This window comes from Alteriqipengyuania sp., from assembly GCF_964222115.1.
GTDB lineage: Bacteria > Pseudomonadota > Alphaproteobacteria > Sphingomonadales > Sphingomonadaceae > Alteriqipengyuania.
The window spans coordinates 92307-118007 of sequence record NZ_CAXQBM010000012.1; the positions used below are offsets into that span (position 1 = coordinate 92307).

The 25701-nt window shown below is 63.4% G+C and carries 30 protein-coding genes; 7 read left to right on the forward strand and 23 right to left on the reverse strand.

Annotation, left to right across the window (positions count from 1 at the left end; translation table 11 throughout):
• Positions 1-8: 8 nt before the first annotated feature.
• The 3 genes from ACEQXE_RS01705 to ACEQXE_RS01715 all read right to left on the reverse strand — a co-directional run bounded on the left by ACEQXE_RS01705 (position 9) and on the right by ACEQXE_RS01715 (position 4460).
• Positions 9-371 (reverse strand): VOC family protein, encoded by a 363-nt coding sequence (locus ACEQXE_RS01705; RefSeq protein ID WP_370177156.1) that lies wholly within the window; start codon positions 369-371, stop codon positions 9-11.
• Positions 368-2461 carry a bifunctional (p)ppGpp synthetase/guanosine-3',5'-bis(diphosphate) 3'-pyrophosphohydrolase gene (locus ACEQXE_RS01710; RefSeq protein WP_370177157.1) on the reverse strand — a complete coding sequence of 698 codons (2094 nt, stop codon included), beginning with the start codon at positions 2459-2461 and terminating at the stop codon, positions 368-370. Before ACEQXE_RS01710 ends, ACEQXE_RS01705 begins: the two co-directional genes overlap by 4 nt.
• Before the next feature lie 70 nt (positions 2462-2531).
• Positions 2532-4460: a M1 family metallopeptidase gene (locus ACEQXE_RS01715; RefSeq protein ID WP_370177158.1), complete on the reverse strand. Its 1929-nt coding sequence runs from the start codon at positions 4458-4460 to the stop codon at positions 2532-2534.
• A gap of 191 nt (positions 4461-4651) precedes the next feature.
• On the opposite strand from ACEQXE_RS01715, the gene ACEQXE_RS01720 reads away from it, so the two are divergent.
• A complete protein-coding gene (locus tag ACEQXE_RS01720) occupies positions 4652-5515 on the forward strand; it encodes a family 16 glycosylhydrolase (protein ID WP_370177159.1) in 864 nt (287 codons plus the stop codon).
• A gap of 27 nt (positions 5516-5542) precedes the next feature.
• Here ACEQXE_RS01720 and ACEQXE_RS01725 read toward each other — a convergent pair whose 3' ends face one another.
• The 3 genes from ACEQXE_RS01725 to hemF all read right to left on the reverse strand — a co-directional run bounded on the left by ACEQXE_RS01725 (position 5543) and on the right by hemF (position 9032).
• The gene (locus tag ACEQXE_RS01725) at positions 5543-5980 is read right to left on the reverse strand and encodes a BLUF domain-containing protein (protein WP_370177160.1); all 438 of its coding nucleotides are present in this window, start codon (positions 5978-5980) and stop codon (positions 5543-5545) included.
• A gap of 10 nt (positions 5981-5990) precedes the next feature.
• The gene (locus tag ACEQXE_RS01730; protein ID WP_370177161.1) at positions 5991-8033 is read right to left on the reverse strand and encodes a putative bifunctional diguanylate cyclase/phosphodiesterase; all 2043 of its coding nucleotides are present in this window, start codon (positions 8031-8033) and stop codon (positions 5991-5993) included.
• A gap of 144 nt (positions 8034-8177) precedes the next feature.
• Entirely contained in the window at positions 8178-9032 is an 855-nt protein-coding gene (hemF, locus tag ACEQXE_RS01735; RefSeq protein ID WP_370177162.1) for an oxygen-dependent coproporphyrinogen oxidase, read from the reverse strand.
• Positions 9033-9104: 72 nt separating this feature from the next.
• Between hemF and pdeM the strand changes: the two genes are divergently transcribed.
• From pdeM to ACEQXE_RS01750, 3 genes are all read left to right on the forward strand, one after another.
• Positions 9105-9821, forward strand: coding sequence for a ligase-associated DNA damage response endonuclease PdeM (gene pdeM, locus ACEQXE_RS01740; RefSeq protein WP_370177163.1), 717 nt, complete (start codon positions 9105-9107; stop codon positions 9819-9821).
• Positions 9822-9930: 109 nt separating this feature from the next.
• A complete protein-coding gene (infC, locus tag ACEQXE_RS01745) occupies positions 9931-10473 on the forward strand; it encodes a translation initiation factor IF-3 (RefSeq protein WP_370177194.1) in 543 nt (180 codons plus the stop codon).
• Positions 10474-10573: 100 nt separating this feature from the next.
• Positions 10574-11134 (forward strand): hypothetical protein, encoded by a 561-nt coding sequence (locus tag ACEQXE_RS01750; RefSeq protein WP_370183074.1) that lies wholly within the window; start codon positions 10574-10576, stop codon positions 11132-11134.
• A gap of 9 nt (positions 11135-11143) precedes the next feature.
• Here the strand turns inward: ACEQXE_RS01750 and ACEQXE_RS01755 are convergent, their stop codons facing one another.
• Positions 11144-11794 carry a hypothetical protein gene (locus ACEQXE_RS01755; protein ID WP_370177165.1) on the reverse strand — a complete coding sequence of 217 codons (651 nt, stop codon included), beginning with the start codon at positions 11792-11794 and terminating at the stop codon, positions 11144-11146.
• Positions 11795-11910: 116 nt separating this feature from the next.
• Here ACEQXE_RS01755 and ACEQXE_RS01760 point away from each other — a divergent pair, with 116 nt between their 5' ends.
• On the forward strand, positions 11911-13329 hold the full coding sequence (locus tag ACEQXE_RS01760; protein ID WP_370177166.1) for a DASS family sodium-coupled anion symporter: 1419 nt from the start codon (positions 11911-11913) through the stop codon (positions 13327-13329).
• A gap of 160 nt (positions 13330-13489) precedes the next feature.
• Positions 13490-14806, forward strand: a complete 1317-nt coding sequence (locus tag ACEQXE_RS01765; RefSeq protein ID WP_370177167.1) for a cystathionine gamma-synthase family protein — start codon at positions 13490-13492, stop codon at positions 14804-14806.
• Between the two features lie 85 nt (positions 14807-14891).
• Here ACEQXE_RS01765 and ACEQXE_RS01770 read toward each other — a convergent pair whose 3' ends face one another.
• The 16 genes from ACEQXE_RS01770 to hisB all read right to left on the reverse strand — a co-directional run bounded on the left by ACEQXE_RS01770 (position 14892) and on the right by hisB (position 25074).
• Positions 14892-15644: a hypothetical protein gene (locus ACEQXE_RS01770; RefSeq protein WP_370177168.1), complete on the reverse strand. Its 753-nt coding sequence runs from the start codon at positions 15642-15644 to the stop codon at positions 14892-14894.
• Positions 15641-16174, reverse strand: a complete 534-nt coding sequence (locus ACEQXE_RS01775; RefSeq protein ID WP_370177169.1) for a J domain-containing protein — start codon at positions 16172-16174, stop codon at positions 15641-15643. Before ACEQXE_RS01775 ends, ACEQXE_RS01770 begins: the two co-directional genes overlap by 4 nt.
• Before the next feature lie 112 nt (positions 16175-16286).
• Complete coding sequence (gene pal, locus ACEQXE_RS01780; RefSeq protein ID WP_370177170.1) at positions 16287-16796, reverse strand: peptidoglycan-associated lipoprotein Pal; 510 nt, start codon at positions 16794-16796, stop codon at positions 16287-16289.
• A 75-nt stretch (positions 16797-16871) separates the two neighbouring features.
• Positions 16872-18278 (reverse strand): Tol-Pal system beta propeller repeat protein TolB, encoded by a 1407-nt coding sequence (tolB, locus tag ACEQXE_RS01785; protein ID WP_370177171.1) that lies wholly within the window; start codon positions 18276-18278, stop codon positions 16872-16874.
• Between the two features lie 2 nt (positions 18279-18280).
• Positions 18281-19084, reverse strand: coding sequence for an energy transducer TonB (locus ACEQXE_RS01790; RefSeq protein ID WP_370177172.1), 804 nt, complete (start codon positions 19082-19084; stop codon positions 18281-18283).
• A 13-nt stretch (positions 19085-19097) separates the two neighbouring features.
• Positions 19098-19541, reverse strand: coding sequence for an ExbD/TolR family protein (locus tag ACEQXE_RS01795; protein ID WP_370177173.1), 444 nt, complete (start codon positions 19539-19541; stop codon positions 19098-19100).
• A gap of 4 nt (positions 19542-19545) precedes the next feature.
• Positions 19546-20253, reverse strand: coding sequence for a protein TolQ (gene tolQ, locus ACEQXE_RS01800; RefSeq protein ID WP_370177174.1), 708 nt, complete (start codon positions 20251-20253; stop codon positions 19546-19548).
• Positions 20250-20741 (reverse strand): YbgC/FadM family acyl-CoA thioesterase, encoded by a 492-nt coding sequence (locus tag ACEQXE_RS01805; protein ID WP_370177175.1) that lies wholly within the window; start codon positions 20739-20741, stop codon positions 20250-20252. The genes tolQ and ACEQXE_RS01805 overlap by 4 nt, the downstream gene beginning before the upstream one ends.
• Before the next feature lie 109 nt (positions 20742-20850).
• Positions 20851-21225 carry a histidine triad nucleotide-binding protein gene (locus ACEQXE_RS01810; protein WP_370177176.1) on the reverse strand — a complete coding sequence of 125 codons (375 nt, stop codon included), beginning with the start codon at positions 21223-21225 and terminating at the stop codon, positions 20851-20853.
• A complete protein-coding gene (locus tag ACEQXE_RS01815) occupies positions 21215-21541 on the reverse strand; it encodes a phosphoribosyl-ATP diphosphatase (protein ID WP_370177177.1) in 327 nt (108 codons plus the stop codon). The genes ACEQXE_RS01810 and ACEQXE_RS01815 overlap by 11 nt, the downstream gene beginning before the upstream one ends.
• Before the next feature lie 34 nt (positions 21542-21575).
• Positions 21576-22445 carry an imidazole glycerol phosphate synthase subunit HisF gene (gene hisF, locus ACEQXE_RS01820; protein ID WP_370177178.1) on the reverse strand — a complete coding sequence of 290 codons (870 nt, stop codon included), beginning with the start codon at positions 22443-22445 and terminating at the stop codon, positions 21576-21578.
• Complete coding sequence (locus tag ACEQXE_RS01825) at positions 22442-22684, reverse strand: hypothetical protein (RefSeq protein WP_370177179.1); 243 nt, start codon at positions 22682-22684, stop codon at positions 22442-22444. Before ACEQXE_RS01825 ends, hisF begins: the two co-directional genes overlap by 4 nt.
• Before the next feature lie 64 nt (positions 22685-22748).
• A complete protein-coding gene (locus ACEQXE_RS01830; RefSeq protein WP_370177180.1) occupies positions 22749-22985 on the reverse strand; it encodes a hypothetical protein in 237 nt (78 codons plus the stop codon).
• The gene (hisA, locus tag ACEQXE_RS01835; RefSeq protein WP_370177181.1) at positions 22982-23710 is read right to left on the reverse strand and encodes a 1-(5-phosphoribosyl)-5-[(5-phosphoribosylamino)methylideneamino]imidazole-4-carboxamide isomerase; all 729 of its coding nucleotides are present in this window, start codon (positions 23708-23710) and stop codon (positions 22982-22984) included. The genes ACEQXE_RS01830 and hisA overlap by 4 nt, the downstream gene beginning before the upstream one ends.
• A 163-nt stretch (positions 23711-23873) precedes the next feature.
• Positions 23874-24488, reverse strand: a complete 615-nt coding sequence (hisH, locus tag ACEQXE_RS01840) for an imidazole glycerol phosphate synthase subunit HisH (RefSeq protein WP_370177182.1) — start codon at positions 24486-24488, stop codon at positions 23874-23876.
• Entirely contained in the window at positions 24481-25074 is a 594-nt protein-coding gene (gene hisB / locus ACEQXE_RS01845; protein WP_370177183.1) for an imidazoleglycerol-phosphate dehydratase HisB, read from the reverse strand. The genes hisH and hisB overlap by 8 nt, the downstream gene beginning before the upstream one ends.
• Positions 25075-25176: 102 nt before the next feature.
• Here hisB and ACEQXE_RS01850 point away from each other — a divergent pair, with 102 nt between their 5' ends.
• Positions 25177-25689 (forward strand): SspB family protein, encoded by a 513-nt coding sequence (locus tag ACEQXE_RS01850; RefSeq protein ID WP_370177184.1) that lies wholly within the window; start codon positions 25177-25179, stop codon positions 25687-25689.
• Positions 25690-25701 lie beyond the last annotated feature (12 nt).

Consider the following 25701-nt stretch of genomic DNA (forward strand, 5'->3'; position numbering starts at 1 on the left):
GTGCGGCGCTAGAACCGCTGCACGAATTCCAGCCGGTTGCCGAAGGGATCGTCGGCAAAGAAGCGGACGCACCCGGGAACCGGCTTGTCGTCCTGGCAAGTAACCCCTGCGTTCTCCAGCCGCGCGCGCAGGCCCGCCAGATCGTCGGTCAGGAAAGCCGGATGTGCCTTGGTCGCGGGCCGGAAATCGGGATCGATGCCGATATGGAGCGACACCGGCACCGCTTCGAACCAGCATCCTTGCGGGGATAGCGTATCGGGTTTGGGCACTTCGCGCATCCCGAGAAGGTCGACGAAGAAGGCACGCGTGCGGTCTTCCCCGCCGGGCGGAATCGCAAGCTGCACATGATCGTAGCCCAGCAGGCCGCTCATATCCGGTCTGCCCGCGCCACCGCATCGCTGGCGCGCAACGCGCTGAGCACGCGGGTCAGGTGCGCCAGATCCTGCACCTCCACGTCGATCTCGTAAGTCGCGAAGGGATTCTCCACCCGCACCTGTTCCAGGCTGCGTACATCGGCATTGTTGCGCGCCACGATATTGGCCATTTCGGCGATGGTGCCGCGCCGGTCGTACAGGATGACCGACAGGCGACCGATCGCCGAGCCCGTCGGGCTGCCCCAATTGAGGTCGATCCAGTCATTATCGATCCCGTCGGCCAGCGACAGGCAGTTGATGTTGTGCACCTCCACACTCTCGCCCTTGCGGCGCAGGCCCACGATCCGGTCGCCCGGCACGGGGTGGCAGCATTCGGCCAAGGTATAGGCATTGCCCGGCTTGATCCCGCGGATCGAGATTGCCTGCTTGTTGCGCTTGATCCAGTCGCGGTCTTCCTCGAACCCGGCCGTGATCCCCGGCACCAGCGCCTCCATCACCTCGTGATCGGTGATCTGCGCCGCGCCGATGGCGTACATCAGGTCTTCCTCTTCCTCCATGTCGAGCCGCTTGAGCGCCTCGCGCAGGGCCTTCTTGCCGATCTTTGCGGGCGTGCGTGCGGCGATCTGGTCATAAAGCTTGGTGCCCAGCTCGGCGACCTCTTCGCGCTCCTTGTTGCGCACCGCGCGGCGGATCGCGGCGCGCGCCTTGCCGGTCACGACGAAGCCCAACCACGACAGCTGCGGTTCGACATCGGTGCCCTTGATGATCTCCACCACGTCGCCATTCGAAAGCGGCGTGCGAAGCGGCATGTGCCGCCCGTTGATCTTCGCGCCGACGGTCTGTGCGCCCAGGTCTGTATGGACGGCGAAGGCGAAATCGACCGGCGTCGCGCCCTTGGGCAGCTGGAACAGCGCGCCTTTGGGGGAAAAGGCGAAGATGCGATCCTGGTAGATCGCCAGCCGCGTATTCTCGAGCAGTTCCTCGGGATCGTGGCTGGCATCGACGATCTCGATCAGGTCGCGCAGCCAGGCAACCTGACCGTCTGGCTTGTCGGCCTGCTTGTAGGCCCAGTGCGCGGCGAGCCCGAAATGGTTGGTCCGGTGCATTTCCTGCGTGCGGATCTGCACCTCCACCCGCATCGACCCTTCGTAGATCAGCGCGGTGTGGAGCGAGCGATAGCCGTTGTTCTTGGGCGTGCTGATATAATCCTTGAAGCGCCCCGGGATGAACTGCCAGGTGGTGTGCAGGATGCCCAACGCGCGGTAGCAATCCTCCGGCTTTTCGCACAGCACGCGGAAGGCGAAGATATCGGTCACCTGGTCGAAGCTGACATGGCGTTCGGCCATTTTGCGCCAGATCGAGAAGGGCTGCTTCTCGCGCCCCTTCACTTCCACCTTCAACCCCGCCTCGGCCAGCGACTGCTTGATCGCCAGCGCGATCGCATCAACCTGTGCGCCTTCCTGCTCGCGGATCTGCGCTAATCGGCCCGAGATGGTCGCGTAGGCATCGGGTTCGAGGTGCTCGAAGGCGAGCGACTGCATCTCGCGCATATATTCGTACATGCCGATACGCTCGGCCAGCGGCGCATAGATATCGATCGTTTCGCGGGCGATGCGGTGCCGCTTGTCCTCGTTCTTGATGAAATGCAGAGTGCGCATGTTGTGCAGCCGGTCGCCCAGCTTTACCAGCAGCACCCGGATATCCTCGCTCATGGCAAGCAGGAACTTGCGCAGGTTTTCCGCCGCACGCTCGTTCTCGGGCATCGCCTCGATCTTGGAAAGCTTGGTCACCCCGTCGACCAGACGCGCGATCTCGGGCCCGAAATTGGCGCGGATATCGTCAATGGTCGCCAGCGTATCCTCGACCGTGTCGTGGAGCAGCGCGGTGGCGATGGTCTCCTGGTCCAGCTTGAGGTCGGTCATCAGCCCGGCCACTTCGACCGGGTGGCTGAAATAGGGATCGCCGCTGGCGCGCTTCTGCGTCCCGTGTTTCTGCACGGTGTAGACATAGGCGTGGTTGAGCATCGCCTCGTCGGCGTCAGGGTCGTACGCCTTGACCCGCTCTACCAGTTCGTATTGCCGCAACATTGCCGAAATGTGCGGTCAACAACCATCTATTGCAACGCAAAAAAATGCGCCGCGTGCGTGAGTGGCAACTTCAGCTGCCATCCGCCGCGGCAACATCGTAGCCCAGCGTCGCGTCCACCCTGCTGCGGGTATAGGAATGGTAACCGCCGCGCGTTTGCGCGTAGATCCTGCGCGCGATGGGTTTGCCCCAGGCGCTTTCATTCAGGGCGGTGAACAGCGGGCTCACGAACTTGTTGCGTCCGACGCGCGCCAGGAAGCGTTCGGCTTGCGGTACGGCGGGTTCGTACTGGTTGCGCAGCGCAGCCTCCAGCCACAGGAACAGCACTTCGTTGTTGCCGGTCTTCGACAGGCCAAGCTTGCTATCGAGCGTGGCGAGCTGATTGTCCGAGAGTTCCTCGGGCAGTTCCTCCAAGAAACGCCGCTGTTCCGCCGCAGTCCAGCCAGCCCACGTGCTGGCGACCGGGAGGGTTCCGTCCGCCCGATAGGCGGCAACCGCACCATCCACGGCCGCGAAAGCCTGCGGATCGGGCTTCCACGCATTCGCGGGCAGGCCGGTGCCGTAGACCCATTCGTCCAGTATCAGGCCCTGTTCCAGTGCCGTGTCGCTACCCGTCAGGTTTGCGCGCAGATCGGCGAGGAACATTTCCGAAGTCACCGGCTCGAACGCGTGATTGTCGAACCACTGGGTCAACCACGCATCGAACTTGTCCCGACCGACCGCGTTCTCGACCGTGCGAAGGAACACCGTGCCCTTGTCGTAGATGGCGACGCCCTGCGTTTCGAAAGGACTGATGGAATCCGGCGATCGCATGGCCGTGTTGGGGTTGTCGGCGCCGGCTTCCTCGATCCCCTCGGCCAGCGATGCGTAGCTGAGCGCATATTCCTGCTCTGCCCGCTGCTTCCCGTAGACTTCCTCGACGATGCGATTTTCGAAATAGGATGTCACACCTTCGTTGAGCCACCCGTCGCGCCAGCTCGCATAGGTGGCAAGGTTGCCCGACCAGCTGTGCGCCAGCTCATGCGCGACGAGGCCGTTGTTAGACTTGTCGCCCGCGATGAAGGTCGGGGTGAGGAAGGTCATCACCGGGTTTTCCATGCCGCCATAGGGGAAGGACGGCGGCAGCACGATCATGTCGTAGCGGCCCCAGCGATAGGCACCGTAGAGCGATTCCGCAGCTTCGATCAGTTCTTCGGTATCGTTGACCTCTCGCCAAGCACGATCGAGAGTCGCAGGCTCGGCCCAGACGCCCGAACGCGGGCCGGTCGCCTTGAAATCAATGTCGCCCGCAGCAATTGCGATAAGGTACGGCGGCACCGGCTTGTCCATCAGAAAATGAAAGGCGCGGCGCCCGTTACCGATCTCCTCCGGATCGCCCTGCAGAACGCCGCTCATCACGACATCGAGCGGCTTGGGCGCGGTAATCCGCGCCTCCCACGTCTGCCGGATGCCGGGGCTGTCCTGCGTCGGGATCCATGTGCGATTGAGGATCGCCTGCCCCTGGCTGAACAGGAAGGGGTGCACACCGCCTTCGGTCTGCTCGGGCGTCAGCCATTGCAGCGCGGTTGCATCTGCGGGTGCCTGGTAGGTGATAACGATATGGTCGGCGCCATTGAGCTGGATCGTCAAAGGCGCGCCCTTGGCCGGATCCAGGTCACCGATCGTGAAGGGCAGGGGATTGCCCGCGCGATCCGTGACGCTGGCAATCTCCAGCATCATGCTGTCCAGCACGATCTCCCGCGCGCCAGGAGCCGCCAGGATATCGAGTGCAGCCGTGCCGCCGACCCGGTTGGCGTCGAAATCGAGGTCGAGATCGAGCGCGACATGCGTCACCCGCGCCACCTGGGGCCGGGCAAAGGTCTGGTCGTCCATCGCCTGGGCGGTGGTCAGGATCGGGGGGACCAACGCCTGGCGCTCCGCCATCGAGGCCGTGCCTCCTTCCGTGGTCGTGCAGGCAGAGACCAAAAGTGCGGCGGCAGCAATGGCGGTGGCACGAAACATCGAAATCTCCGGAAACTGAACTCTTGTCGACCCAACGCGTCGCATGACGATGCGTGCCACAGCCTTAACGGCACTCGCCCCGCCTACGTCAATGGTGCGTTCGCGCCGGGGGCACGGTTCCAACGCCGAAGGGCTGGCCAAACGCCTCATCGCGTGCAATGAGAACGTTAACAACGAGAGGGAGAGAATTGATGATCCGCACCTGTCTGGCAGGGCTCGCTGCTGCTACCTGCCTCGCATACACGCCAGCCGTTGCGCACGAGCCGACCGAGCGAGTGCTGGTCTGGGCGGATGAATTCAACGAGGCCGAGCTGGATCGCGACAAGTGGATCGTCATCGGCACGGATTTCTGGGTCAATAACGAGCAGCAGGCCTATCTCGACTCGCCCGAAGTCATCCAGATTGTCGATGATGCGGAGGGCGCCGATGGCGGCGCGCTGATGCTTCGCCCCGTCTATAAGCCGGGCGTGGACCCCCATGCCGAACGCAAGGCGGATTTCATCTCGGGCCGGGTGGAGACCAAGGGTCTGCACGACTTCACCTATGGCCGCGCCGAAGCGCGCCTGAAGCTGCCCGATGCCGAAGGCGTGTGGCCCGCCTGGTGGATGCTCGGCAACGGTCGCTGGCCCGAAATCGGCGAAATCGACATCATGGAATATGTGGGCGAGAAGGACTGGATCGGCGTCGCGCTACACGGCCCCGGCTATTCCGGCGAAACGCCGCTGGTGAACAAGTACTTCTTCGAAGAAGGCGAGGACGTGACCGACTGGCACGTCTACGCGGTCGAGTGGACCGAGGACGAAATGCTGTTCCAGGTTGATGGCCACACGCTGTACCGCGTGACGCGCCCGATGGTGGAACATTACGGCAAGTGGTCCTTCGACAATCCGAAGCACCTGATCCTCAATTTCGCGCTTGGCGGAGCCTATCCGTTCAAGACCAACGGGATCGAAGAGCCGTATAACGGGCTGCCGCAAGCCACGGTCGACCGGATCAAGGCCCGAGATGTCGCCATGATGGTCGACTGGGTAAGGGTCTACGCGCCTGAGGAATAGCGATGGGTCGCCCCGGCCGCAGAGTATTCACGCGGCCAGAGCCGCGCTATCTCCTGCATCGAGCAGGTCCCGCATATGCACCATTGCCTCGCGCGCATTGAGTGTGGCGAGCAATTTGATTTCGGCCAGCGCGGCATGCCGGTCGACCGCGCACCCGTCTTCGTCGACAAGGCAGGCCATGCCCCATTCGGCGAATTGCCGTTCGGGCACGGTCTGGAGATCGATCAGTTTGAGTTCGCAGTGGCGGAAATCGCAGCAGATGCGCTCGAAAGTCGCCTCGATCGGGCCCTGCTGGCCTTCCAGCACCTGGATGAAGTGTCCGTCGATAAAGGCAAGCGAACCGGTCAACCCGACCGCCGCGTTACGAGCGGCACTGGTCTGCGCAATTTCGCGAGCGATCGAGACTCCGCGCGATGCATCGGATTCCACGATCCTGCTGGTGTAGAAAAGGCGCTGAATTGGCATATGGGGTTCCTCAGGCGGCCGAACGACGCGGGGCCGCATCCGCGAAGAGTTTCGCGACGCTTGCCGCATCCACGGGCCTGCTGAACAGATAGCCCTGCATGTTGCCGCAGCCGTGTTGGGCGACGTAATCGAACTGCTCGTCGGTCTCGATCCCCTCCGCGGTCACTTCCAGCTTCAGGCTTTCGCCCAGCTGGGCGATGGCCCTGACGATGGAGGCGCTGCCCGGGTCGCCCGGAAGCTGGTTCACGAAGCTGCGATCGATCTTGATCCGGTCGATCGGGAAACGGTGGAGGTAACTGAGCGAGGAATAGCCGGTCCCGAAATCGTCGAGCGAAATCTTGACGCCCAGTTTGCGAACCTCCTGCAATGCCGTGAGCGCAAGCTCGTCGTCGGCAACGAGTGCCGTTTCCGTGATCTCGATTTCCAGCCTGTGCGGTGCCAGACCAGTCCGGTGCAGCGCCTGCGCGATATTGCTCGCCAGCCTGCCGCCCATCATCTGGACAGGCGAGACATTCACCGCGACCGTGATGTCCTCGGGCCAGGTGACCGCCTGCTCGCACGCCTTATCCAGCACCAGCGCACCGATGTGGGAAACGAGGCCCAGTTCTTCCGCCACGGGAATGAATACCGTCGGCGGTACTTCGCCGCGATCGGTGCTCTTCCACCGCACAAGCGCCTCTGCGCCGATAAACTTGCGGGTCTTGGTATCCAGCACGGGTTGGAAATGAACCTCGAACTCATCGCGCATGCAGGCGCGGCGCAGATCCTGCTCCAGTTGCCGGCGTTCGCGCAGGGTCTCGGTCAGCGAAGGATCGAAGAAGCTGTGCCTTCCGCGTCCCTCGTGCTTCGCATGGTACAGGGCCACGTCCACCTGCTGGTTCAGGCTTTCGGCATCGCTACCATCGGCGGGCGCCAGAGTGATGCCGACACTCGCCCCGATTTCGGCAACCTGCCCTCCGACGACGAAGGGGCGTGACAGGACATCGACGATCCGTTCCGCCAGGTGACCGGCGATTTGCGGATCGCTGAGACCATCAGTAATGATCGCGAATTCGTCTCCGCCGATGCGCGCGACCATGTCGTTTTCCCGCACCGCCGTCTGCAGGCGCGCTGCGACTGCCTTTAGGACGCGGTCGCCGACAGGGTGGCCGAGCGTGTCGTTCACGGGCTTGAACCGGTCGAGATCCACCATCAGCAGGGCAAAGGGCGGGCCACCCCGGGCCAGCCGCTGGCAGCGCCGGCGCAGCTTACCGTTAAAGGCATGGCGGTTTTCCAGGCCCGTCAGCGCATCGTGCATCGCGATATGGTGCAACTGGTCCTGCGCATCGACACGCGTGCGCATTTCGACGAGATAGGTCGAAACGCCCGTCCCTACGATCAGCAAGGCGGCCATCGCAATCGCCGCTGCCATGGCAAAGAACACGTCGCTCTGCGGGCCACTTCCGAAATCCGCGATCGGCGTGACCGAGAACGCTGCCATACCGACGAAGTGCAGCATGACGATTGCCAGGACCAGCAATGCGGTCGCAACCAGCGTGGCCGATGAACGATTGTGCAAACGCAGCCGGTCGATCGCAAGCGCGCCGAATACTACCGCAAACACGAGCGACGCGGCGACATAGCCCGGACGCCACTCGACGATCCCGTCGGCCCGGTAGGCGAACATGCCGACATAATGCATCGCGGAAATCGCCAGACCGATGGTTCCGCCGCCGCAGATTGCGGCAACCCAGCGGTTGCGCAGGCATGAGAGGAGCAGGCCGATCCCCACCCCGCCAATAGCGATGACAGCCGAAACGATAGTCAGCGACGCATGGAAGGTTACCGGCACACCCGGCTGGTAGCCCAGCATGGCGATGAAGTGCGTCCCCCAGATCGAGGAGCCCGCACAGACCGAGGCCAGGAAGCACCAGTGGAAGCGGGATCCCCCGCGTGCGTCGATCGTCCTGCGGAACAGCTGTACGGAAACGTACGAACCGATCATGCACAGCAGCGCTGCGAGCGCTACCAGCGCGAGGTTATGTTCGTAAAAGAGGCAAGTCAGTACACGCAAAGTATCGCCCTCGAAGAATGCCGAGGGCCAAAATGCGCAACGACGGTCCACCAAGTACAAATACGATGGTTAAGATTGCGTGTTTTTACCCATGCCTGTTTTTCGCAAGGCAACGGGCTCAGCCTCGACCGATACCGGGCCGCGCTACGTCCAAATTGCTTCGGGTGGCAGGCTCATGAGAATCGCATCGACATTGCCGCCCGTCTTGAGGCCGAACAGCGTTCCCCGGTCGTACACCAGGTTGAACTCGGCATAGCGGCCGCGCCATTCCAGCTGGCGGCGCTTGTCCTCATCGTTCCACTCGGTATCCATCCGCCGCCGGACGAGCTTGGGGAACACTTCCAGAAACGTCCGCCCGACATCCTGCGTGAAATCGAGATTACGCGCAAACCCCGCTTCGTCCGCACATTCGAGGTGGTCGTAGAAAATCCCGCCGACCCCGCGATTCACGCCGCGGTGCGGGATATAGAAATAGTCATCCGCCCATTTACTGAAGCGCTCGTAATAGGTGGGGTTGTGCTTTGCGCAGGCAGCGCGGAAGGCGGCGTGGAATCCCTCGGTATCCTCTTCGTAGGGGATCGGGGGGTTGAGGTCCGCCCCGCCGCCGAACCAAGCCTTGCCGGTAACCAGGAAACGTGTGTTCATATGCACGGCGGGCACATGCGGGTTGGCCATGTGCGCGACCAGGCTGATGCCGGTCGCCGAAAAGCGCGGATCGTCTTGTGCCCCGTTGATCGTCTTGGCGAACTCGGGCGCGAACGTGCCCTGTACGGTCGAAACGTTGACCCCGACCTTTTCAAAAACCTTCCCCTTCATCAGGCCCTGCACGCCGCCGCCGGGGCTCTCGTTCCCCTCCTCCTCCCGCTGCCATGGGGTATACTCGAAGCTGGCCTCCGATCCCGCCTCGCGCTCGATCGCTTCGAATTCGGCACAGATCGAATCGCGCAGGCTTTCGAACCAGTTGCGGGCTTCTTGCGTTTGGGCTGACCAGTCGGACATGCTCTTCTCTGGGTTGCGAGGGGGGGATTGCCATCCCTTGCCAAGCCCGTCGGGACAGGGCAAGTGGGGCCAATGGTTCCCCTTTCGTTCGGCACAACGGAATTGCTCTTGCGGAGCGATCGCTCGGTCTACTGGCCGGACGAGAAGACGCTGTTCGTGGCCGACCTGCACCTGGAAAAGGCCAGCTTTTTCGCGCAGCATGGCCAGCCGCTACCGCCCTATGACAGCCGCGCCACGCTGGAGCGGGTGGCGCAGGGGGTCGAGGAAACCGGGGCACAGCGGGTGGTAACGCTGGGCGACAATTTCCACGATGCGGAAGGGGCCACACGGCTGGAGGATGTCGCGTGCGACATGCTCCGCGCCCTCACTGCCCGGGTCGAGTGGAGCTGGATCACCGGCAACCACGACGGTCCGTCCGACGCAGCCTGGGCCGCAACGAATTGCGGGGGCACGCTGCACGAAGAACTGGAGATCGGCGGGATCGTCTGCCGACACGAGGCCCAGCCGGGCGAAACGCGGCGCGAGCTCTCCGGCCACTGGCACCCCAAGCTTGACGTGACCGTGCGCGGACGCCGCATCCGCCGCCCCTGCGCGGTGATTGCGCGCAGCGACAGCCGCGAACCGCGCATGGTCCTGCCCGCATTCGGGACGTTCACCGGTGGAATGGACGCGGGCCATGCTGCGATTCGCCGTGCACTAAGCCCCGCCGACAGGATCGAAGCCGCCTGTGCCGTACGCGGCCGGCTGGTGCGCCTGCCCCTGTGGCGGGCGGAACAACACGCTGCATAATCGCTTCGCTCAAAGGGAAATCGCGCAAGTAATCGCGAGGACCCTTTCGCAGCCGCGCAAAAATCCCTAAATACGGCGCTCGTTTATCAATCAATCAGGAGAGCATCCCATAGCACGCCCCCCCCGTCGTTCCCTCCAGCCGCCGACCAAGAGCGGCCCGCGCTACGACAATTTTATCCAGAGCCCCAAGGTCCGCGTCATCGATGATACCGGGGAGAATATCGGTGTCCTCAACACGCGCGATGCGATCGAACGCGCTGCCGAAGTTGGCCTGAACCTCGTCGAGGTGTCGCCAAACGCCGATCCGCCCGTGTGCAAGTTCCTCGATGTTGGGAAGCACCGCTACGAAGCGCAGAAGAAAGCCAACCTCGCGCGCAAGACGCAGAAGACGCAGGACATTAAAGAGGTCAAGATGCGTCCGAACATCGACACGCACGATTACGACGTGAAGATGCGCAATGTGAACAAGTTCATCGAGAACGGCGACAAGGTGAAAGTCACCCTGCGCTTTCGCGGGCGCGAAATGGCGCACCAGCAGATCGGGATGGACCTGCTGCGCCGCGTGCAGGACGATGTCGAAGAAATCGCCAAGGTCGAAGCCTTCCCGCGGCTCGAAGGCCGCCAGATGCTGATGGTGCTGGCCCCTAAGTAAACTTTTGCAATCGGATAGCTGCAATGGGGCGGCGGAACCCTGGCGGGCGGTAGCGGATTGGATTCGCATGAACACTGCACGCTGTTTCGCCGCCCTTTGCATGGGTCTCTCCACAATCTCGCTGGCTGCCTGCGATGCCGCCAAGGCTCCGGCACCCTCCCCTCCGATAGAGGATGAGGCAGGCGCGACAGGGTCTGACGCACCACCTGCCGAAGATGACGCCTCCGCTTCGCCCGACAACGCGCAACCGGAGAGCGGCGTGACCGATGGCGCGCCCGACCTGACCCCCGCCCCCTTGGCTGGCGAGGCCGAACGCGGCGAAAGGGGCGCGCGCAATGTGCTGCTCTCCTTCATCCGCGCGCTGGAGCTCAAGGAATTCGACCAGGCTTACGATCTGCTGCGGCAAGACGCACGCCGTGGCATGACCAAGGCGCAATTCGCAGCCCAGTTCGACGGGTTCGGGCAAATTACGGTCGCCTCGCCAAAGGGTATGATCGAAGGCGCGGCGGGGACCATCTATTACACGGCGCCCGTCACCATCACCGGCTCGAACGGGCAGGAACTAGACGGCGAGATCGTGCTCAGCCGCGTCAACGATGTGCCCGGTGCCAGCGAAGAGCAATTACGCTGGCGTGTCAGGAGCATCGATCTGCCCGAGTGAGTACCCGCGCTATTCGACGCGGAAGTCGAGCAAGGTAAACCGCGCCGGACCGGTGGCATAAACGCCATGGCCACGCAGCGAGGCCGACCCGAAGGTGAAGCCGATGGTGCCTGCGCGGGCGGTTGCCATGCGGAAATCCTGCGGAATGGCGGACCGCTTCTCATGCGTCATCGCAATCCACTCCTCGTCCATATCGATCGCGATCTCGTGCGTGCCCGGCGTCAGCGGGACAAGCTGGTTGGCCGGCGAATACCAGCGATAGCGCGGCGTGCGCATCGTCCAGCTGTCGCCCGCGCGCTGGAAGTAGAGCGACAGGACGGCCTGGTTGTGCGGGTCTTCCTCTGGCACGAAGCGCGTGCCCGGTGCCGCGTCGATCCGATAGCGCATGACGATCCGCTTCGCATTGGCGAGCGAACCGCTGCGGGTCGTCACGTAGTGGACATGGCCTGCCCTCGGCGTGGGATAAGGAAAGTCGAAACTGGCCCCTTCGCGCGTAGGCTGCATCGTTGCAGGCATGCGGTGCGAACGGTTCTTGCCCTTGATGATCGGCCCGATCGACCAAGTCGAACGTTCGGACTGCGCAGCGAGCGGGGCAACGGCCACCCCGGTGGCTACCAATGCTGTCGTCGCAAGGCCTGTCAGGAAAATACGTCTTTTCATGAACAGCCTTTTAGGGGATCGCGCTAAATCGTAGCTGAACGCGGTGTTGGGATCATCGCCAACGCCCCCTTGTCGCCGCCTGACGAACGCGTATCAATCTTCGCGGGAGAGGTGGAATGATACGGATCGTCGGGTTTGTCGTGGGCGTGATCGCCCTGTTGCTGGCGATATTTGCGCCGACACCGGACGGGCTGAGCCGCGAAGGACTGATCGTGGCCGGCCTGGTCGCGCTGATGGCGGCATGGTGGATTACCGAGGCCCTGCCACTGACGGCGACCGCGCTGATGCCCTTCCTCGTCCTTCCCTTTGCCAGCGTGATGGACGCGAAAGCGACTGCCAGCGCTTATTACTCGCCGATCCTGTTCCTGCTGCTGGGCGGCGCCTTCATCGCCCTTGCCATCGAGCGGGTCGGCCTGCACCGGCGGCTGTCGCTCGGCATCCTGCGGCTTGTCGGTCCTCGTGCGGGGCCGGGGCGCCTGCTGCTGGCCTTCATGGCGAGTGCGGCAATCCTTTCTATGATGATCTCCAACACCTCGACCGCACTCATCATGATGCCCGTCGCGCTGGCTGTATTGGCGGCGGGTGATGTCGGCAGTGCAGAACTGCCATCCACCGAAGGATTATCGGGCGCGCTGCCGATGGGCATTGCCTTTGCGTGCAGCATCGGCGGGCTTGGCACGCTGGTCGGCTCCCCGACCAACGCGATTGCGGTAGGCCTGCTCGACCAGACAATCGACGTGCAGATCAGCTTCGCGCAGTGGACGCTGTATGGCCTGCCGGTGGTGATCCTGGGCATTCCGCTCGCCGCATTCATCATCGCCCGCGTGCAGCGCGTGGGAGCGCACAGCTTCGATGCCAGCGCGGCACGAGCAGCCATCCCGGTCGAGCGCAGCTGGAGCACGCCAGAGAAGCGGCTGGTGCCCGTGGTGGCGATCACTTTCCTGCTGTGGATGGGCCAGCCTTTACTGGGGCCGATCCTGCCCGAAGGATCGCTGACCGATGGCACCATCGCCATCGCGGCCAGCCTCGCGCTGTTCCTGCTGCCCGACGGGACGGGCCGCGCCCTGCTCAACTGGGAGGAAGCGAACCGCGCGCCGTGGGGCGTCATCATGATGTTCGGTGGCGGGCTGGCGCTTGCGGCGGGCATGACGGCGAGCGGTCTGGCCACGTGGCTGGGTGACGCGCTCTTGCCGCTCTCCGCCGTGCCGCTTCTGCTGGTCGCGCTGTGCGTCGTGGCCATGGTGATCCTGATCACCGAATTTGCCAGCAATGTCGCCACCGCCTCTGCCATCGTACCGGTAGTCGCGAGCCTGATCGTCGCGCTGGGCGTGCAGCCCGAACTGCTCGCCATCCCCGTCGCCTTCGCAGCGAGCTGGGGCTTCATGCTGCCCGCCGGTACCGGGCCCAACGCGATTGCGTGGTCGACCGGCCGGATCAGGATCGGGCGGATGGTTACCGCAGGGCTCGCGCTCGATGTGATCGGGGCCTTCCTGATCGTGGTGGTCGTATGGGGGATCGCCGCGATCTTCGCCTGAGAGGAGTTGATCGCAGAAACCGTCGGCGGTAGTGGCGCGTTCGAAAACCGGCAGCCGGTGGAGATGCGTTCCTGCGGAGGTTAGGAACGGGCCGCCTCCGGCCCTGCCTCGAAAGCCGAGCCCCCGCCTTCCTGGGGGCGCATTTGAGGAGGCCGTCTGTATGACCGACGCCGTCGATTCCGTCGAAACCCCCACTCCGCGCCGCAAGCCGAAGCCCGAGATCACCAAGATCGAAGGCCGCAAGATGAAGCCCTCCACGCTGATGATGGGCCACGGTTACGATCCGGCGCTGTCCGAAGGCTCGCTCAAGGCACCGATCTTCCTGACCAGCACCTTCGCCTTCGAAAGCGCGGCTGCGGGCAAGCGCCACTTCGAAGGCATTACCGGCCTGCGCGAAGGCGGGGCGGAAGGCCTCGTCTATTCGCGCTTCAACGGGCCGAACCAGGAAATCCTGGAAGACCGGCTGGCGATCTGGGACGGCGCAGAAGACGCGCTGTGCTTCTCCAGCGGGATGACCGCCATCTGCGTGATGATGATGGCCTATTGCAGCGCAGGCGACGTGATCGTCCACTCGGGCCCGCTCTATGCCGCCTCCGAAGGCTTCGTCGCCAAGATCCTCGCCAAGTTCGGGGTGAAGTATATCGACTTCCCCGCGGGCGCCACGCGCGAGCAGTTCGACGATGTGCTCGCCAAGGCCAAGGACATGGCGAGCGAGAATGGCGGCAAGGTCAGCATGATCTACCTCGAAAGCCCCGGCAACCCGACCAATGCGCTGGTCGATGTCGAGATGGTGCGCGACGCACGCAATGCTGCGCTTCCCGCCGACTGCCCGATCGCGATCGACAACACTTTCCTCGGCCCGCTGTGGCAGCGTCCGCTGGAGCACGGCGCGGACATCGTGTGCTATTCGCTGACCAAGTATGTCGGCGGACACTCCGACCTCGTCGCAGGCTCCATCGCGGGCGATGAAAAGTGGATGAACCCCGTCCGCATGATCCGCAACACGATGGGCGGCATCGCCGACCCGAACACCGCGTGGATGCTGCTGCGCAGCCTCGAAACCGTGGAACTGCGGATGCAGCGCGCGGGCGAGAACGCGGCCAAGGTGTGCGAATTCCTGAAGCAGCACCCCAAGGTCGACGGGCTCGGCTATCTCGGCATGATCGAGGATGCCCGCCAGCAGGACATCTACGACCGCCACTGCCTTGGCGCAGGCTCCACCTTCTCGCTGTTCATCAAGGGCGGCGAAGAGGAATGCTTCCGCTTCCTCGACTCGCTCAAGGTCGCGAAGCTGGCGGTCAGCCTGGGCGGGACGGAAACGCTCGCCAGCCATCCCGCCAGCATGACGCACCTCTCTGTGCCCCATGCGCGCCGCCAGCAACTCGGCATTTCGGACGCGCTGGTGCGGATCAGCATCGGGATCGAGGATGCCGAAGACCTGATCGCGGACTTCGACCAGGCACTGGAGGCGGTCTAACTCGGATCGAAAGCGGGTGGCGCCGACATGGCGTCACCCCTACCATTCGCTCTAGGCTTAGGTGTAGAACCATAGGAGCCGGCGGCTAATTTCTAGGCAGCTCTTTGCCTAGATCATCCATTGAGCCGACCTTATCGTCCCAGCCAAAAGTAACGAGGCTCTTGCCATATTTCTTTTGCATAGCACGGTCATAGTGGTTCAAATTTTCCCAAGCTTCCCGGACATTCTCAAGGGAGCTTTCACGAATGCTAGTAATCAATCCTTCCATCGTCGCAACACGAGGCATCATTGCCATAACCTGATCTTTGGTCAGGTTGGCCGACATCACACCACCTGATACAGAATTGGGCGACGGTCCGTTGTCCCGCATGAGTCTGTATGTATTCGCATATTCATGAACTGTCGAAATTAGACTTTGATAACGACCAAACTCGCGATGGGCGCGCATTAGTAAATCTGCTTCTTGAGATCGCATCAGAAAATTGATCTGCGCCTCGTTCAGCGCAAGACTTGGATCAAGCTCAACCCCAATTAGCGGGAAGGTAGATCGCCACCGTTCCACTTTTCCATCGATACCTAGAAATCTTGGATCCGGTGCAACCCAAAAATGTCGATAAATATCATGCGATGAATTTAGTACGCCCAAAAGCTTCCGAGCTATTTGCAGCGCTTGGTTCTTCTCATCCCGGTCTATGTCGGCCTTCCGTCGGCAATCAGCGATCCACTGAGCGGAAAGTGCCACGACAACTGCTGAAGTTGAAGCCAAGCCGGCGAACCAATTTGCCCAACTCCCCGAAGGAAGAGAGAAACCCAGTAGCTCATAAAACGGGCTACTCACCCCTGCCACTCTCTGCGCGCTTCGGCAGCCTTGAGCACTTCGTAGGCCAGCTGCAGCTTCTGGAACTCGGCGGCGGCTTCCTTGTCGCCCGGCTTCACGTCCGGGTGCACGGTCTTGGCCTTTTCGCGCCACGCACGCTTGATCGCGGCGAAATCCGCATTGGCTTCCAGCTCCAGCGCGTCGAGTGCGCGCATCTCGTCCGCCGAGCGCGATCCATCACCCGATCCGGCCCAGCCATAATGCGAAGCCTCGGCATAGCCCGCGTTGTCGCGCCGTTCGTTGCGCGCGCGTTCTTCGGCCTCGGCCTTTTCCAGCCCTTCGAAATAGTCCCACTTGGAATTATATTCCGCCGCGTGCTTCTGGCAGAAATACCAGCGATCCGGGCTATTGGGCGCCTTGGGTGCGGGGCAATCGCCCGGCTCCTCGCATCCATGGCGATCGCATAGCCGCACCGTTGTCGCCTCGCGAGAGGAGCCATAGCCCCGCCAGCGGGGGAAACCCCAGTCGTTCGATCTGCGCGGTTTTGCCATTGGTCTAGTTTAGGGGCCCTGCACGATGCCGCAAGGTGCGGGGGGCTGGGCGAAAATAAAAAGGCGGACGCCCGGTCCGGACGCCCGCCCTCTTTGTTCGCAAGACTTACGCCTAGTTGATCACAACCGTCACCGCGCGACGGTTCTGCGCCCATGCCTGAGGCGTGGAGGCCGTGGCGACCGGGCGTTCCTCACCAAAGCTCACGGTGCGAATGCGGTTGGCCGCAATGCCGAGGCTGACGAGGTAGTTCTTGGCCGCATTGGCACGGCGTTCGCCCAGCGCGAGGTTATAGTCGCGCGTGCCGCGCTCATCGGCATGGCCTTCGATCGTGACGGTGACATTCGGATATTGCGACAGGTACTGCGCCTGGGTCTGCAGCGCAGCCGCATCGGCAGTGTCGATATTGTAGCGATCGGTATCGAAGTAGATCACGTTCTGGCCGTTCACGGCGTTGACGAAGTGTTCCTGCGTCCCCTCGCCGTAGCCCGGGCCATTATTGCCGCCATTACCCGGCTGGCTCACGCCCGGCTCGGGCGGCAGCTGTTCGGGAGCGGGCGACTTGCAGGCCGCAAGCGACACGGTGGTGGCAAGGACGATCGCAAAGCTGATACGCGCGTTCATAGGTCTCTCCTCACAAAAGTGCCTTCATGTTCGTCGGTGCGACCCCACGAAATCAAGTGTAATACTGGCAACGTCTCACGGCAGGATTGGACCCCATGCCGGGTCTGATGCATCGACCGGGGTCGGCAGGCGGCGCAGGTTGTCGCCGGTCAGATCGACCTGGTAGATTGCGGTGCGGCCCGTGTTGCGCTCCGTCCGGAAGAACTGCAGCACGCGGCCATTGGGCGCCCATGTCGGGGCCTCGTCCTGCCAGCCATCGGTCAGCTTGCGGAAATTGCCGCCGCTCGGGCTCATGGTGGCGACGTTGAAATCGCCCGGAATATAGGTGAACGCGATCTGGTCGCCGCGCGGGCTCCATTCGGGCGTTGCCGCACGCCCGCCGAAGAAGCTGATCCGGCGCTGGTTCGATCCGTCTGCGTTCATCATGTAGATCTGCTGGCTGCCAGAACGATCGCTTTCGAACACGATCCGGCTGCCATCGGGCGAGTAGGATCCGCCCACGTCGATACCCGGCGCATCGGTCAGCCGTTCGCTCTGCCCGCCATTGGCGGAGACGCGATAAATGTCCGTATTGCCATTGACCGCCATCGAATAGAGCACCCAGCGCCCGTCGGGGCTCCAGCGCGGGGCGAAGGTCGGGTTGGCGCTTTGCGTCACCAGCGTCTGCTGGCCGGTGCCGATATCGTAGATGTAGATGCGCGGATTGCCATCGACGTAGCTGAGGTACATCAGCTTGCGATAATCGGGCGAATAGCGCGGGGTAAGCGCGGTCGCGCGGCCCGTGGTGATGAAACGGTGATTGGCGCCATCGCTGTCCATGATCGCCAGCCGCTTGGTGCGGTTATCCTTGGGGCCGGTCTCAGCGATATAGGCGATCCGGCTGTCGAAGAACGGGCTTTCGCCGGTCAGGCGCGAATAGATCAGGTCGGCACATTTGTGCGCCGCACGGCGCCAGTCCGACGGGGGGACGACCCAGCCGGAGCGGACCAGTTCATCGCGCAGGGCCACATCGTACAGGTAGCAGCCGACGATCAGCTTGCCGTCTGGGCGAGAGCGGACGTAGCCCTGCACCAGCATCTCTGCCCTGCGCACGTTCCACGTACCCCACACGGGATCGGTAATCTGCGGATAGCTGGGCTTGGGCAAGGCATCCGGCCCGGTCGGCGCGAACAGGCCGTTGTTCTGCAGATCGGCAGTGACCACGCGGGCGAGTTCCTCGCCCAGCGCTGCGGTACCGCGCGCATTGGCAGCGGTCGGCACGTCGCGGTCCGCGGCAAAGGCGGGGATGGCGAGCGCGAGGTTATCGAGCGCGTTTTCGTCGGTAACGGTGAAACTGATCCCGTCGGTTTCCTCGGTGGCGCTGTCAGCCGTTTCGACCGTTTCGACTTCTCCGCCAACGGGGGGTGCCGTGCCCAGATCTTCATTTTGCGCTATTGCGGGGGATGCAAGCGCAAGAGCCAGGATGAAAAGGAGGTTCTTCATAATCACAGGTTCCTATCGAATCTGGCGCCACGAACAGATTTCCAGGCATTATAGTATTCGGGTGGCAAATCGAAGGGCGCGGCAAGCTGCACAGCCCTTATCGCGCGTTCGGCATGAAGCTGTTTTTGTGCTCGGTTAGCTTCCGTCTCGCCGAGTTGGTCCCTTACTCGAGGACGCCCCTTCAGGCTTCCATCGGGGTTGAGATCGAAGTCCAGCAGCGTGACCAGCTGCTCCACATCGACGCCCGAAGGCGCGCTCCAGTGCGGCCTGATCTGGCGGATGAAAGCCGCCTGGATGCTTGCCTGCGCGCTCGCGCCGATTTGCGATGCGGGGATGCGCGTTTCGCTGGTGGTCGTGGAATTGCCCTGCCCGGCAAGAAAATCGTCGCCCACGCGGCTGCCGCCACTGCGGCGTGTTTCGCGCGGAGGCTCCTGCCGTGCCGGCGTCGGGGTAGTACGAGTCTCCCGGCGCTGCTCGGTCCGCTGCACGGGACGCCTCGTTTCGCGCGGGGTAGGCGTGGGGGCCGCCCGCCGTTCCGGCATCGGAGGGGGAGGCGTGTATTCGATCGGCGGAGGCGCGGCCTCGCCCAGTTCCGGGGCCACGGAGGCCGCCGATTCCGGCACTGGATCGGGTGTGGCGGACGTCATCCCGACTTCTTCGGCGAAATTGACCGTAATCCGCTCGGGCACAGGGATCGGATCGCGCGTCAGGCCCTGCACCAGCAGCAGCGCGACCAGGGCCAGATGCAGCGCGCCTGCGATAATCAGCGCTACGGCATCGAGGCCCAGGGAGGATTTCGCCTGCATCAACTGCCGAGCGCTAGAGCGATTCGCTTGAACTGTTGGTGACCAGCGAGATCGAATTGCAGCCCATGCGGTTCAATTCGCCCATCACGCCCATCACCAGCCCGTAATCGAGCGAACGATCCGCGCGCAGGATCACTTCGCGCTGGTTGCAGGCCGCGCCTTCGCTCGCGGCAGCCAGCGCCGCCCCCAGCTGGCCTTGCGGCACGGCATCCTCTCCCACGAAGATCATTCCGCTGCTGTCGATCGCGACGTTCAGCGGCTCCTCTTCCTGTGGCAGCGCACTGGCGCGGCTGTCCGGCAGGTCCACGGGCACGCCTGCGGTCAGCAGCGGCGCGGTGACCATGAAGATAATCAGCAGCACCAGCATCACGTCCACTAGTGGGGTGACGTTGATTTCTGCCATCGGCGCGCGCCGCGAATTGCGCCCGCGCTTCGATTTGAGGACGCCCATCGCCATAAATCTATACCCGCTCCAGCTCGCGGCCGAGGTTCGCGTTAAACCGGTCGGCAAAGCGCTGGAGGATCGATTCATAGCGGTTCACGCTGGCGGAAAAGCGGTTGTAGGCGATCACCGCGGGAATGGCGGCGAACAGGCCGATCGCGGTCGCGAATAGCGCCTCTGAAATCCCCGGCGCCACGACTGCGAGCGAGGAATTGTTCTGCGCGCCGATCTGGAAGAAGCTGTTCATGATGCCCCACACGGTGCCGAACAGGCCCACGAAGGGCGCAATCGCGCCGAGCGTGGCGAGGAAATTGAGCCGCGCCGCGAGCAGGTCCGCCTCCTCGGCAACATGGCTGTCCATCACCGCGGCGATCCGGCCCTGCGCGCCGCGCACGTCCTTCACGCCGCCCTTGGTGGACTTCTTCCATTCGGTGATCGCAGCCCACGCCACGCGCGCCGGGGCCACATCCTGGTTGCGATAGGCGTCCAGCGTGGCCTCGTAATTCTCCGAGGCCCAGAAATCCTGCTCGAACTTGCGCGCACGCCGCTTGGCGCCGCCGATCTTGAGCGCGAAGGAGATGATGATCATCCAGCTCCACACCGATGCCAGCAGCAGGCCCGCCATCACCGCCTGGACGACGATATCCGCGTCGAGGAACAGCTTGATTGGCTCCAGCCGGGTCGGCGGGGCCGAAGTGGTCGCGGCAAGCAGGTCAAAAAGGATCATTCAGGCTCCCCATCGGTATCGAGAACTTTTTTAAACGCTTCACGCCATGCATCGGGCTGGCGGCGCGGGCGGCCGTCGAAACCGACGAAGCCGACGCGAAAATGTGCGGTGCAGATCGTTTCTCCATCGCGCTTCGCCTCCTGAGACATTCGCACGCTGGCTGCCTTCAGTTCGCTGCACCTTGTATGAATGACGATATCGTCGTCGAGCCGCGCGGGACGGATGTACCGCAATTGTACATCGGCAACCGCATAGGCTCCCCCCTTTTCTCCCCTCGCCCCTGCCTCGATCTCTGCGCGCTGGTCGATCCCGAGCATGCGCAGCACATCGGAGCGGGCGCGTTCGAACCAGCGCAGGTAATTGGCGTGATAAACGATGCCCGAAAGGTCCGTATCCTCGTAATAGACCCGCACCGCATAGAGGTGCAGCGTGCCGTCGAAGACACCGCCCGGAGGGGTTGGCAATACGGGATCGGATGCGTCGGTCATAGGCCCCGCGCCTTTACGGCAAAGCGAGTCCGCGCGGCAATCACAATCGCTGCACCCATCGCGCAAGGAATGCCGTTCGCCGCGCCGCGCGCGGCCCAGACACCTGAAATCAGGCGATCATCCGGCCCAGCTTCTGCCCGCCGAAAATATGGACATGCAGGTGCGGCACTTCCTGCCCGCCATCTGCGCCCACGTTTGCCAGCAGGCGATAGCCGGGCTCGACCAACCCCTTGGCGCGGGCAACATTGCCGACTGCGCGCACGAAACCGGCAATCTCTTCGTCCGACGCCTTTTCCGAAAAATCGTCCCAGCTCACATACTTGCCCTTGGGAACGACCAGCGTGTGGATCTCGGCCTGCGGGTTGATGTCCTCGAACGCGATGGCCCACTCATCCTCGTAGACCTTGGTAGAGGGGATTTCCCCGCGCAGGATCTTCGCGAAGATATTGCTGTCGTCGTAAGCTGCGGTGGCATCAATCGGCATGCGTAACCTCCCTGCCGGCCTTCTCTTCCAGGCCCGAGATCCCCTCGCGCCGCTCGATCTCGGCGATCACATCGCCAAATGCGATTTCCCGATCGGCCAGCAGCACCATCAGGTGGAACAGCACGTCCGCCGCTTCGCCGACCAGCTCTTCATCGCTGCCCGAAAGCGAGGCGACCACGGCTTCGACCGCTTCTTCGCCCAGCTTTTGCGCCATGCACTCGCGGCCCTTGTGCTTCAGATGCGCGACATAGCTGGTTTCCGGGTCGCAATCGCGACGCTTCTGGATCACCTGTTCGAGGCGGGCGAGAGTTTCCATGCTTGCGGTGCTCTTTCTGCTTATCGGTGACGGCTCAACCGCGATCCGGAAGCCTAGGTTCCTGATTGCGTGCTGGAAAGCCCGCCTTGCGCAATGCGCCCTGGGCTTCGGCCACGGTGTGCTGGCCGAAATGGAAGATGCTGGCGGCGAGTACGGCGCTGGCATGGCCTTCGCGCACGCCTTCGACCATGTGATCGAGCGTACCGACGCCGCCGCTGGCGACCACGGGAATATCCACCGCATCGGCAATCATGCGGGTGAGGTCGAGGTCGTAGCCGTCCTTCGTGCCGTCGCGATCCATGGAGGTGACGAGCAGTTCGCCCGCGCCGAGCTGCGCAAGCTTCGTGGCATGTTCCAGCGCGTCGATCCCCGTCGCGCGGCGGCCGCCATGGGTGAAAATCTCGTAGCGAGTTTGCCGTTCCTCCGTTCGTCCTGAGCTTGTCGAAGGGCGAACGCCCGTCCGCGGTTCGACAGGCTCACCACGAACGGTCGGAGGCGCCACGCGGCGCGCATCCACGCTCGCCACCACGCACTGGCTCCCCATGCGCTGCGCGATCTCGGCGACAAGTTCGGGCCGCGCCACGGCGGCGGAATTGATCGCAACCTTGTCCGCCCCGGCCAGCAGCAGCGCGCGCGCATCCTCCACGCTGCGCACTCCGCCGCCAACGGTCAGCGGCATGAAACAGACCTCGGCGGTGCTACGCACGATATCGACCAGGGTCGCGCGCCCTTCATGGCTCGCGGAAATATCGAGGAAGCACAGTTCATCCGCCCCCGCCGCATCATAGGCGCGCGCCTGCCCTACCGGATCGCCAGCGTCCTTGAGATCGACAAAGTTGACGCCCTTGACCACACGGCCCTCAGCCACGTCGAGACAGGGGATGACGCGAATGCGCACGGTCATTGTGCGGGAAACTTCACTGTGACGGTGACAGGCTCCGGAGGGGGCACCTGCCCCGCCAGCCAGAACATCCCGAACCCCATATTCATGTAGAGCACGATGGCGAACCAGAACCGGCTCGGATCCTCGTCCTTCTTGCTCAGCCGGAATTTGCCCAGCGCAGTCTTGCCGCGCACCGCATCGACCGTGGCGACGACCAGCATCACGAGCGTGGCGATCAAGGCGATATCGGCGAAGGTCATTTCGCTGCCCCTTCGCGCGGACATTTAGCAGGGTTTAGCCAAAGTGTGTGGCGGAAGCGGCAGTTCATGCGATCTCTGCTGCCACTTTGATGAGTGAGACTGTCAAGATCAGCCAGACGATGGCTCTGAATATCGTCACATTGCGATATGCGCTCGGTCGTTCACTCCGCCTGTAGCTTGTGAAAAACCCTTGCAGCCATTGAACTTCGGCGTGCCCACGGCACCAGTCTTTCCACCAGAAAAAGGTCAGGCCCACCCAAAGGAAGAGGCCAATGATGAATCCGATTTGGTCCTCGCTCACGCCCCCGCCCCTTCCCGCAGCGCCTCGGCGAGGTCGAGGCGCCCGTCATAAAGAGCGCGGCCGGTAATCACCCCCTCGATTCCCTCGCCCGTGTGCGGGGCAAGCGCACGAATATCCTCGATTCCCGCGACCCCGCCGCTGGCGATCACCGGCAGCGACTGCGCCTTCGCCAGCGCCAACGTCGCCTCGACATTGCAGCCCTTGAGCAGGCCGTCGCGGCCGATATCGGTGAACAGCAGCGCGGCAACGCCCGCATCCTCGAAGCGGCGCGCAAGGTCTTCAACGGGCAAGTCGGAAACGCTCGCCCAGCCCTCGGTCGCGACCATGCCGTCGCGCGCATCGACTGCGACGACTACGCGTCCGGGATGATCTGCCGCGAGCGCTTTGACCAGTTCGGGGTCCTTGAGCGCCGCGGTGCCGATCACCACCCGTGCTACGCCGAGGTCGAGCCACCGCTCCGCACCCTCGCGCGTGCGGATACCGCCGCCCAACTGCACCTTGCCGGGGAAGCGCTTGAGGATAGCCTCGACCGCATGCGCGTTGACCGCCTCGCCCGCGAAGGCCCCGTCGAGGTCGACCACGTGCAGCCAGCTGGCACCGGCGCTCGCGAAGGCGACGGCCTGCTCCCCCGGATTATCGCCGTAGATGGTCGCGCGGGCCATATCGCCTTCGGCGAGGCGGACGACATTGCCGCCCTTGAGGTCGATGGCGGGGAAGATGATCATGCTGCGCACCCCTCTCCAATTGCGGCTAGGCTCCTGCGTCGCCAAGCCTCCATATCCTCTCCCACGAGGGGAGAGGAGCCAATCGCACTCTTCCTCTCCCCTTGCGGGAGAGGATAGCGGCGCTTGCCGCGCAAGCGGCTAGCAGAGCTTGGTGAGGGGAGCATCATGGCTTCCATTCGAGAAACCTTTCCAGCAGCGCCAAGCCGTAGGCCTGGCTCTTTTCCGGATGGAACTGCACGCCGAGTATGTTCTGGCGCGCGACCGCCGCCGTGACCGGTCCTCCATGATCGGTCGTCGCGATCACATCCCGCTGATCTTCGGCGTGAAAAGCGTACGAGTGAAGGAAATAGGCTTCTCCTTCTTCGATCGTTTCATGCCAAGGGCCGGGCGTGACATCGTTCCAGCCCATATGCGGCACCTTCACCTTGTCCGACGGCTCCAGCGCCAGCACTTCGCCCTCGATCCAGCCGAGCCCCTGCGTCTCGCCATGCTCCAGCCCGCGTGTCGCGAGCAGCTGCATGCCGACACAGATGCCGAGGAAGGGCACGCCGTCGCGCAGCACGCGGCTCTCCAGCGCATCGATCATGCCGGGCAGGCTGGCGAGCCCTTCGTAACACGCGGCAAACGCCCCGACGCCGGGCAGTACGATGCGGTCTGCCTGTGCCAGCGCATCCGCGTCGGACACCAGCGACACCTGCGCGCCGACACGCTTCAGCGCGTTCTCGACCGAATGCAGGTTTCCCGCGCCGTAATCGATCAGCGCGACAACCTCACCCACCCAAAATCCCCTTGGTGCTGGGCACCGCCCCGCCCTTGCGCGGGTCGATCTCCACTGCGGCGCGCATCGCGCGGGCGAAACCCTTGTAGATCGCTTCGCAGATATGGTGGTTGTTGGTGCCGTACAGCAGCTCGATATGCAGCGTCAGCCCGGCGGTCTGCGAGACGGACTGGAACCAGTGCTCGATCAGTTCGGTGTCCCACTCGCCCAGCTTTTCCTGCGTGAACCCGGCCTTCCACACGCAATAAGGCCGCGCCGAGATATCCAGCGCGACGCGCGCCAGTGTCTCGTCCATCGGGGAGAATGCCTCGCCAAACCGCACGATGCCGCCCTTGTCGCCCAGCGCATCGGCAATCGCCTGGCCCAGCGCGATCGCGCTGTCTTCGGTCGTGTGATGCTGGTCCACATGCAAGTCGCCATCGACCTTCATCTCGACATCGATCAGCGAATGCTTGGAAAACTGCTCCACCATGTGATCGAGGAAACCGATCCCGGTCGCCACATCGTAGGAACCCGTGCCGTCGAGATCGACCGCCACGCGGATGCGCGTTTCCTTGGTGTCGCGCTCTATAAGACCCTTTCGCATGGGTGGCGCGCTATCCGCCACGAAGGCCGCGCGCAAGCATTCTGCGCTTGATTCCATTTGCGCTTGACCGGGCGCGCGGCGGGCTGCACCTAACGGGCCGTGATGAGTGACGATGCGCCCGACAGCCTGATCCCCTACGACCAGATCGTGCAGGAAGCCCTGCGCGCAGTGGTCGGCAGCGTGCTGGGCGAAGTCCAGGCGGGTGGCGGCACACTGCCGGGCAACCACCATTTCTACATCACCTTCAAGACCGGAGTGGCCGGGGTCGAAATCCCCGATCACCTGCGCGAACGCTTCCCCGACGAGATGACCATCGTCCTGCAGAACAAGTTCTGGGACCTGAACGTGACCGAGACGGGGTTTTCGGTCGGCCTCAGCTTCAACAAGATCTCCTCGCACCTTATCGTGCCGTTCTCCGCGATCACGGCCTTCGTCGATCCGGCGGTCGATTTCGGGCTGCAGTTCCAGGCCGCCGAAGTCGAAGATGCGCCCGCTTCGAGGGATGCTGCGCAGAACGACGGTGACGACGATGCGGAACGGGCGGACGATGCACCCGTTGGAACCAGCGAAGACGGATCGAACGTCGTCACGGTCGATTTCGGTCGCAAGAAGTAGGCCCACTCGCCG

Coding starts and splice junctions, on each gene's coding strand:
- ACEQXE_RS01850 (WP_370177184.1), top strand. CDS start 25,177: ATGAGTGACGATGCGCCCGACAGCCTGATCCCCTACGACCAGATCGTG.
- hisF (WP_370177178.1), bottom strand. CDS start 22,445: ATGACCGTGCGCATTCGCGTCATCCCCTGTCTCGACGTGGCTGAGGGC.
- ACEQXE_RS01705 (WP_370177156.1), bottom strand. CDS start 371: ATGAGCGGCCTGCTGGGCTACGATCATGTGCAGCTTGCGATTCCGCCC.
- ACEQXE_RS01715 (WP_370177158.1), bottom strand. CDS start 4,460: ATGTTTCGTGCCACCGCCATTGCTGCCGCCGCACTTTTGGTCTCTGCC.
- ACEQXE_RS01825 (WP_370177179.1), bottom strand. CDS start 22,684: ATGACCTTCGCCGATATCGCCTTGATCGCCACGCTCGTGATGCTGGTC.
- ACEQXE_RS01775 (WP_370177169.1), bottom strand. CDS start 16,174: ATGGCAAAACCGCGCAGATCGAACGACTGGGGTTTCCCCCGCTGGCGG.
- ACEQXE_RS01810 (WP_370177176.1), bottom strand. CDS start 21,225: ATGCCGATTGATGCCACCGCAGCTTACGACGACAGCAATATCTTCGCG.
- ACEQXE_RS01750 (WP_370183074.1), top strand. CDS start 10,574: ATGGGTCTCTCCACAATCTCGCTGGCTGCCTGCGATGCCGCCAAGGCT.
- hisB (WP_370177183.1), bottom strand. CDS start 25,074: ATGCGAAAGGGTCTTATAGAGCGCGACACCAAGGAAACGCGCATCCGC.
- ACEQXE_RS01795 (WP_370177173.1), bottom strand. CDS start 19,541: ATGGCGATGGGCGTCCTCAAATCGAAGCGCGGGCGCAATTCGCGGCGC.
- ACEQXE_RS01760 (WP_370177166.1), top strand. CDS start 11,911: ATGATACGGATCGTCGGGTTTGTCGTGGGCGTGATCGCCCTGTTGCTG.
- hisA (WP_370177181.1), bottom strand. CDS start 23,710: ATGATCATCTTCCCCGCCATCGACCTCAAGGGCGGCAATGTCGTCCGC.
- pdeM (WP_370177163.1), top strand. CDS start 9,105: ATGGTTCCCCTTTCGTTCGGCACAACGGAATTGCTCTTGCGGAGCGAT.
- tolQ (WP_370177174.1), bottom strand. CDS start 20,253: ATGATCCTTTTTGACCTGCTTGCCGCGACCACTTCGGCCCCGCCGACC.
- ACEQXE_RS01720 (WP_370177159.1), top strand. CDS start 4,652: ATGATCCGCACCTGTCTGGCAGGGCTCGCTGCTGCTACCTGCCTCGCA.
- hemF (WP_370177162.1), bottom strand. CDS start 9,032: ATGTCCGACTGGTCAGCCCAAACGCAAGAAGCCCGCAACTGGTTCGAA.
- ACEQXE_RS01725 (WP_370177160.1), bottom strand. CDS start 5,980: ATGCCAATTCAGCGCCTTTTCTACACCAGCAGGATCGTGGAATCCGAT.
- pal (WP_370177170.1), bottom strand. CDS start 16,796: ATGAACGCGCGTATCAGCTTTGCGATCGTCCTTGCCACCACCGTGTCG.
- tolB (WP_370177171.1), bottom strand. CDS start 18,278: ATGAAGAACCTCCTTTTCATCCTGGCTCTTGCGCTTGCATCCCCCGCA.
- ACEQXE_RS01755 (WP_370177165.1), bottom strand. CDS start 11,794: ATGAAAAGACGTATTTTCCTGACAGGCCTTGCGACGACAGCATTGGTA.
- ACEQXE_RS01710 (WP_370177157.1), bottom strand. CDS start 2,461: ATGTTGCGGCAATACGAACTGGTAGAGCGGGTCAAGGCGTACGACCCT.
- ACEQXE_RS01765 (WP_370177167.1), top strand. CDS start 13,490: ATGACCGACGCCGTCGATTCCGTCGAAACCCCCACTCCGCGCCGCAAG.
- ACEQXE_RS01805 (WP_370177175.1), bottom strand. CDS start 20,741: ATGACCGACGCATCCGATCCCGTATTGCCAACCCCTCCGGGCGGTGTC.
- ACEQXE_RS01815 (WP_370177177.1), bottom strand. CDS start 21,541: ATGGAAACTCTCGCCCGCCTCGAACAGGTGATCCAGAAGCGTCGCGAT.
- ACEQXE_RS01790 (WP_370177172.1), bottom strand. CDS start 19,084: ATGCAGGCGAAATCCTCCCTGGGCCTCGATGCCGTAGCGCTGATTATC.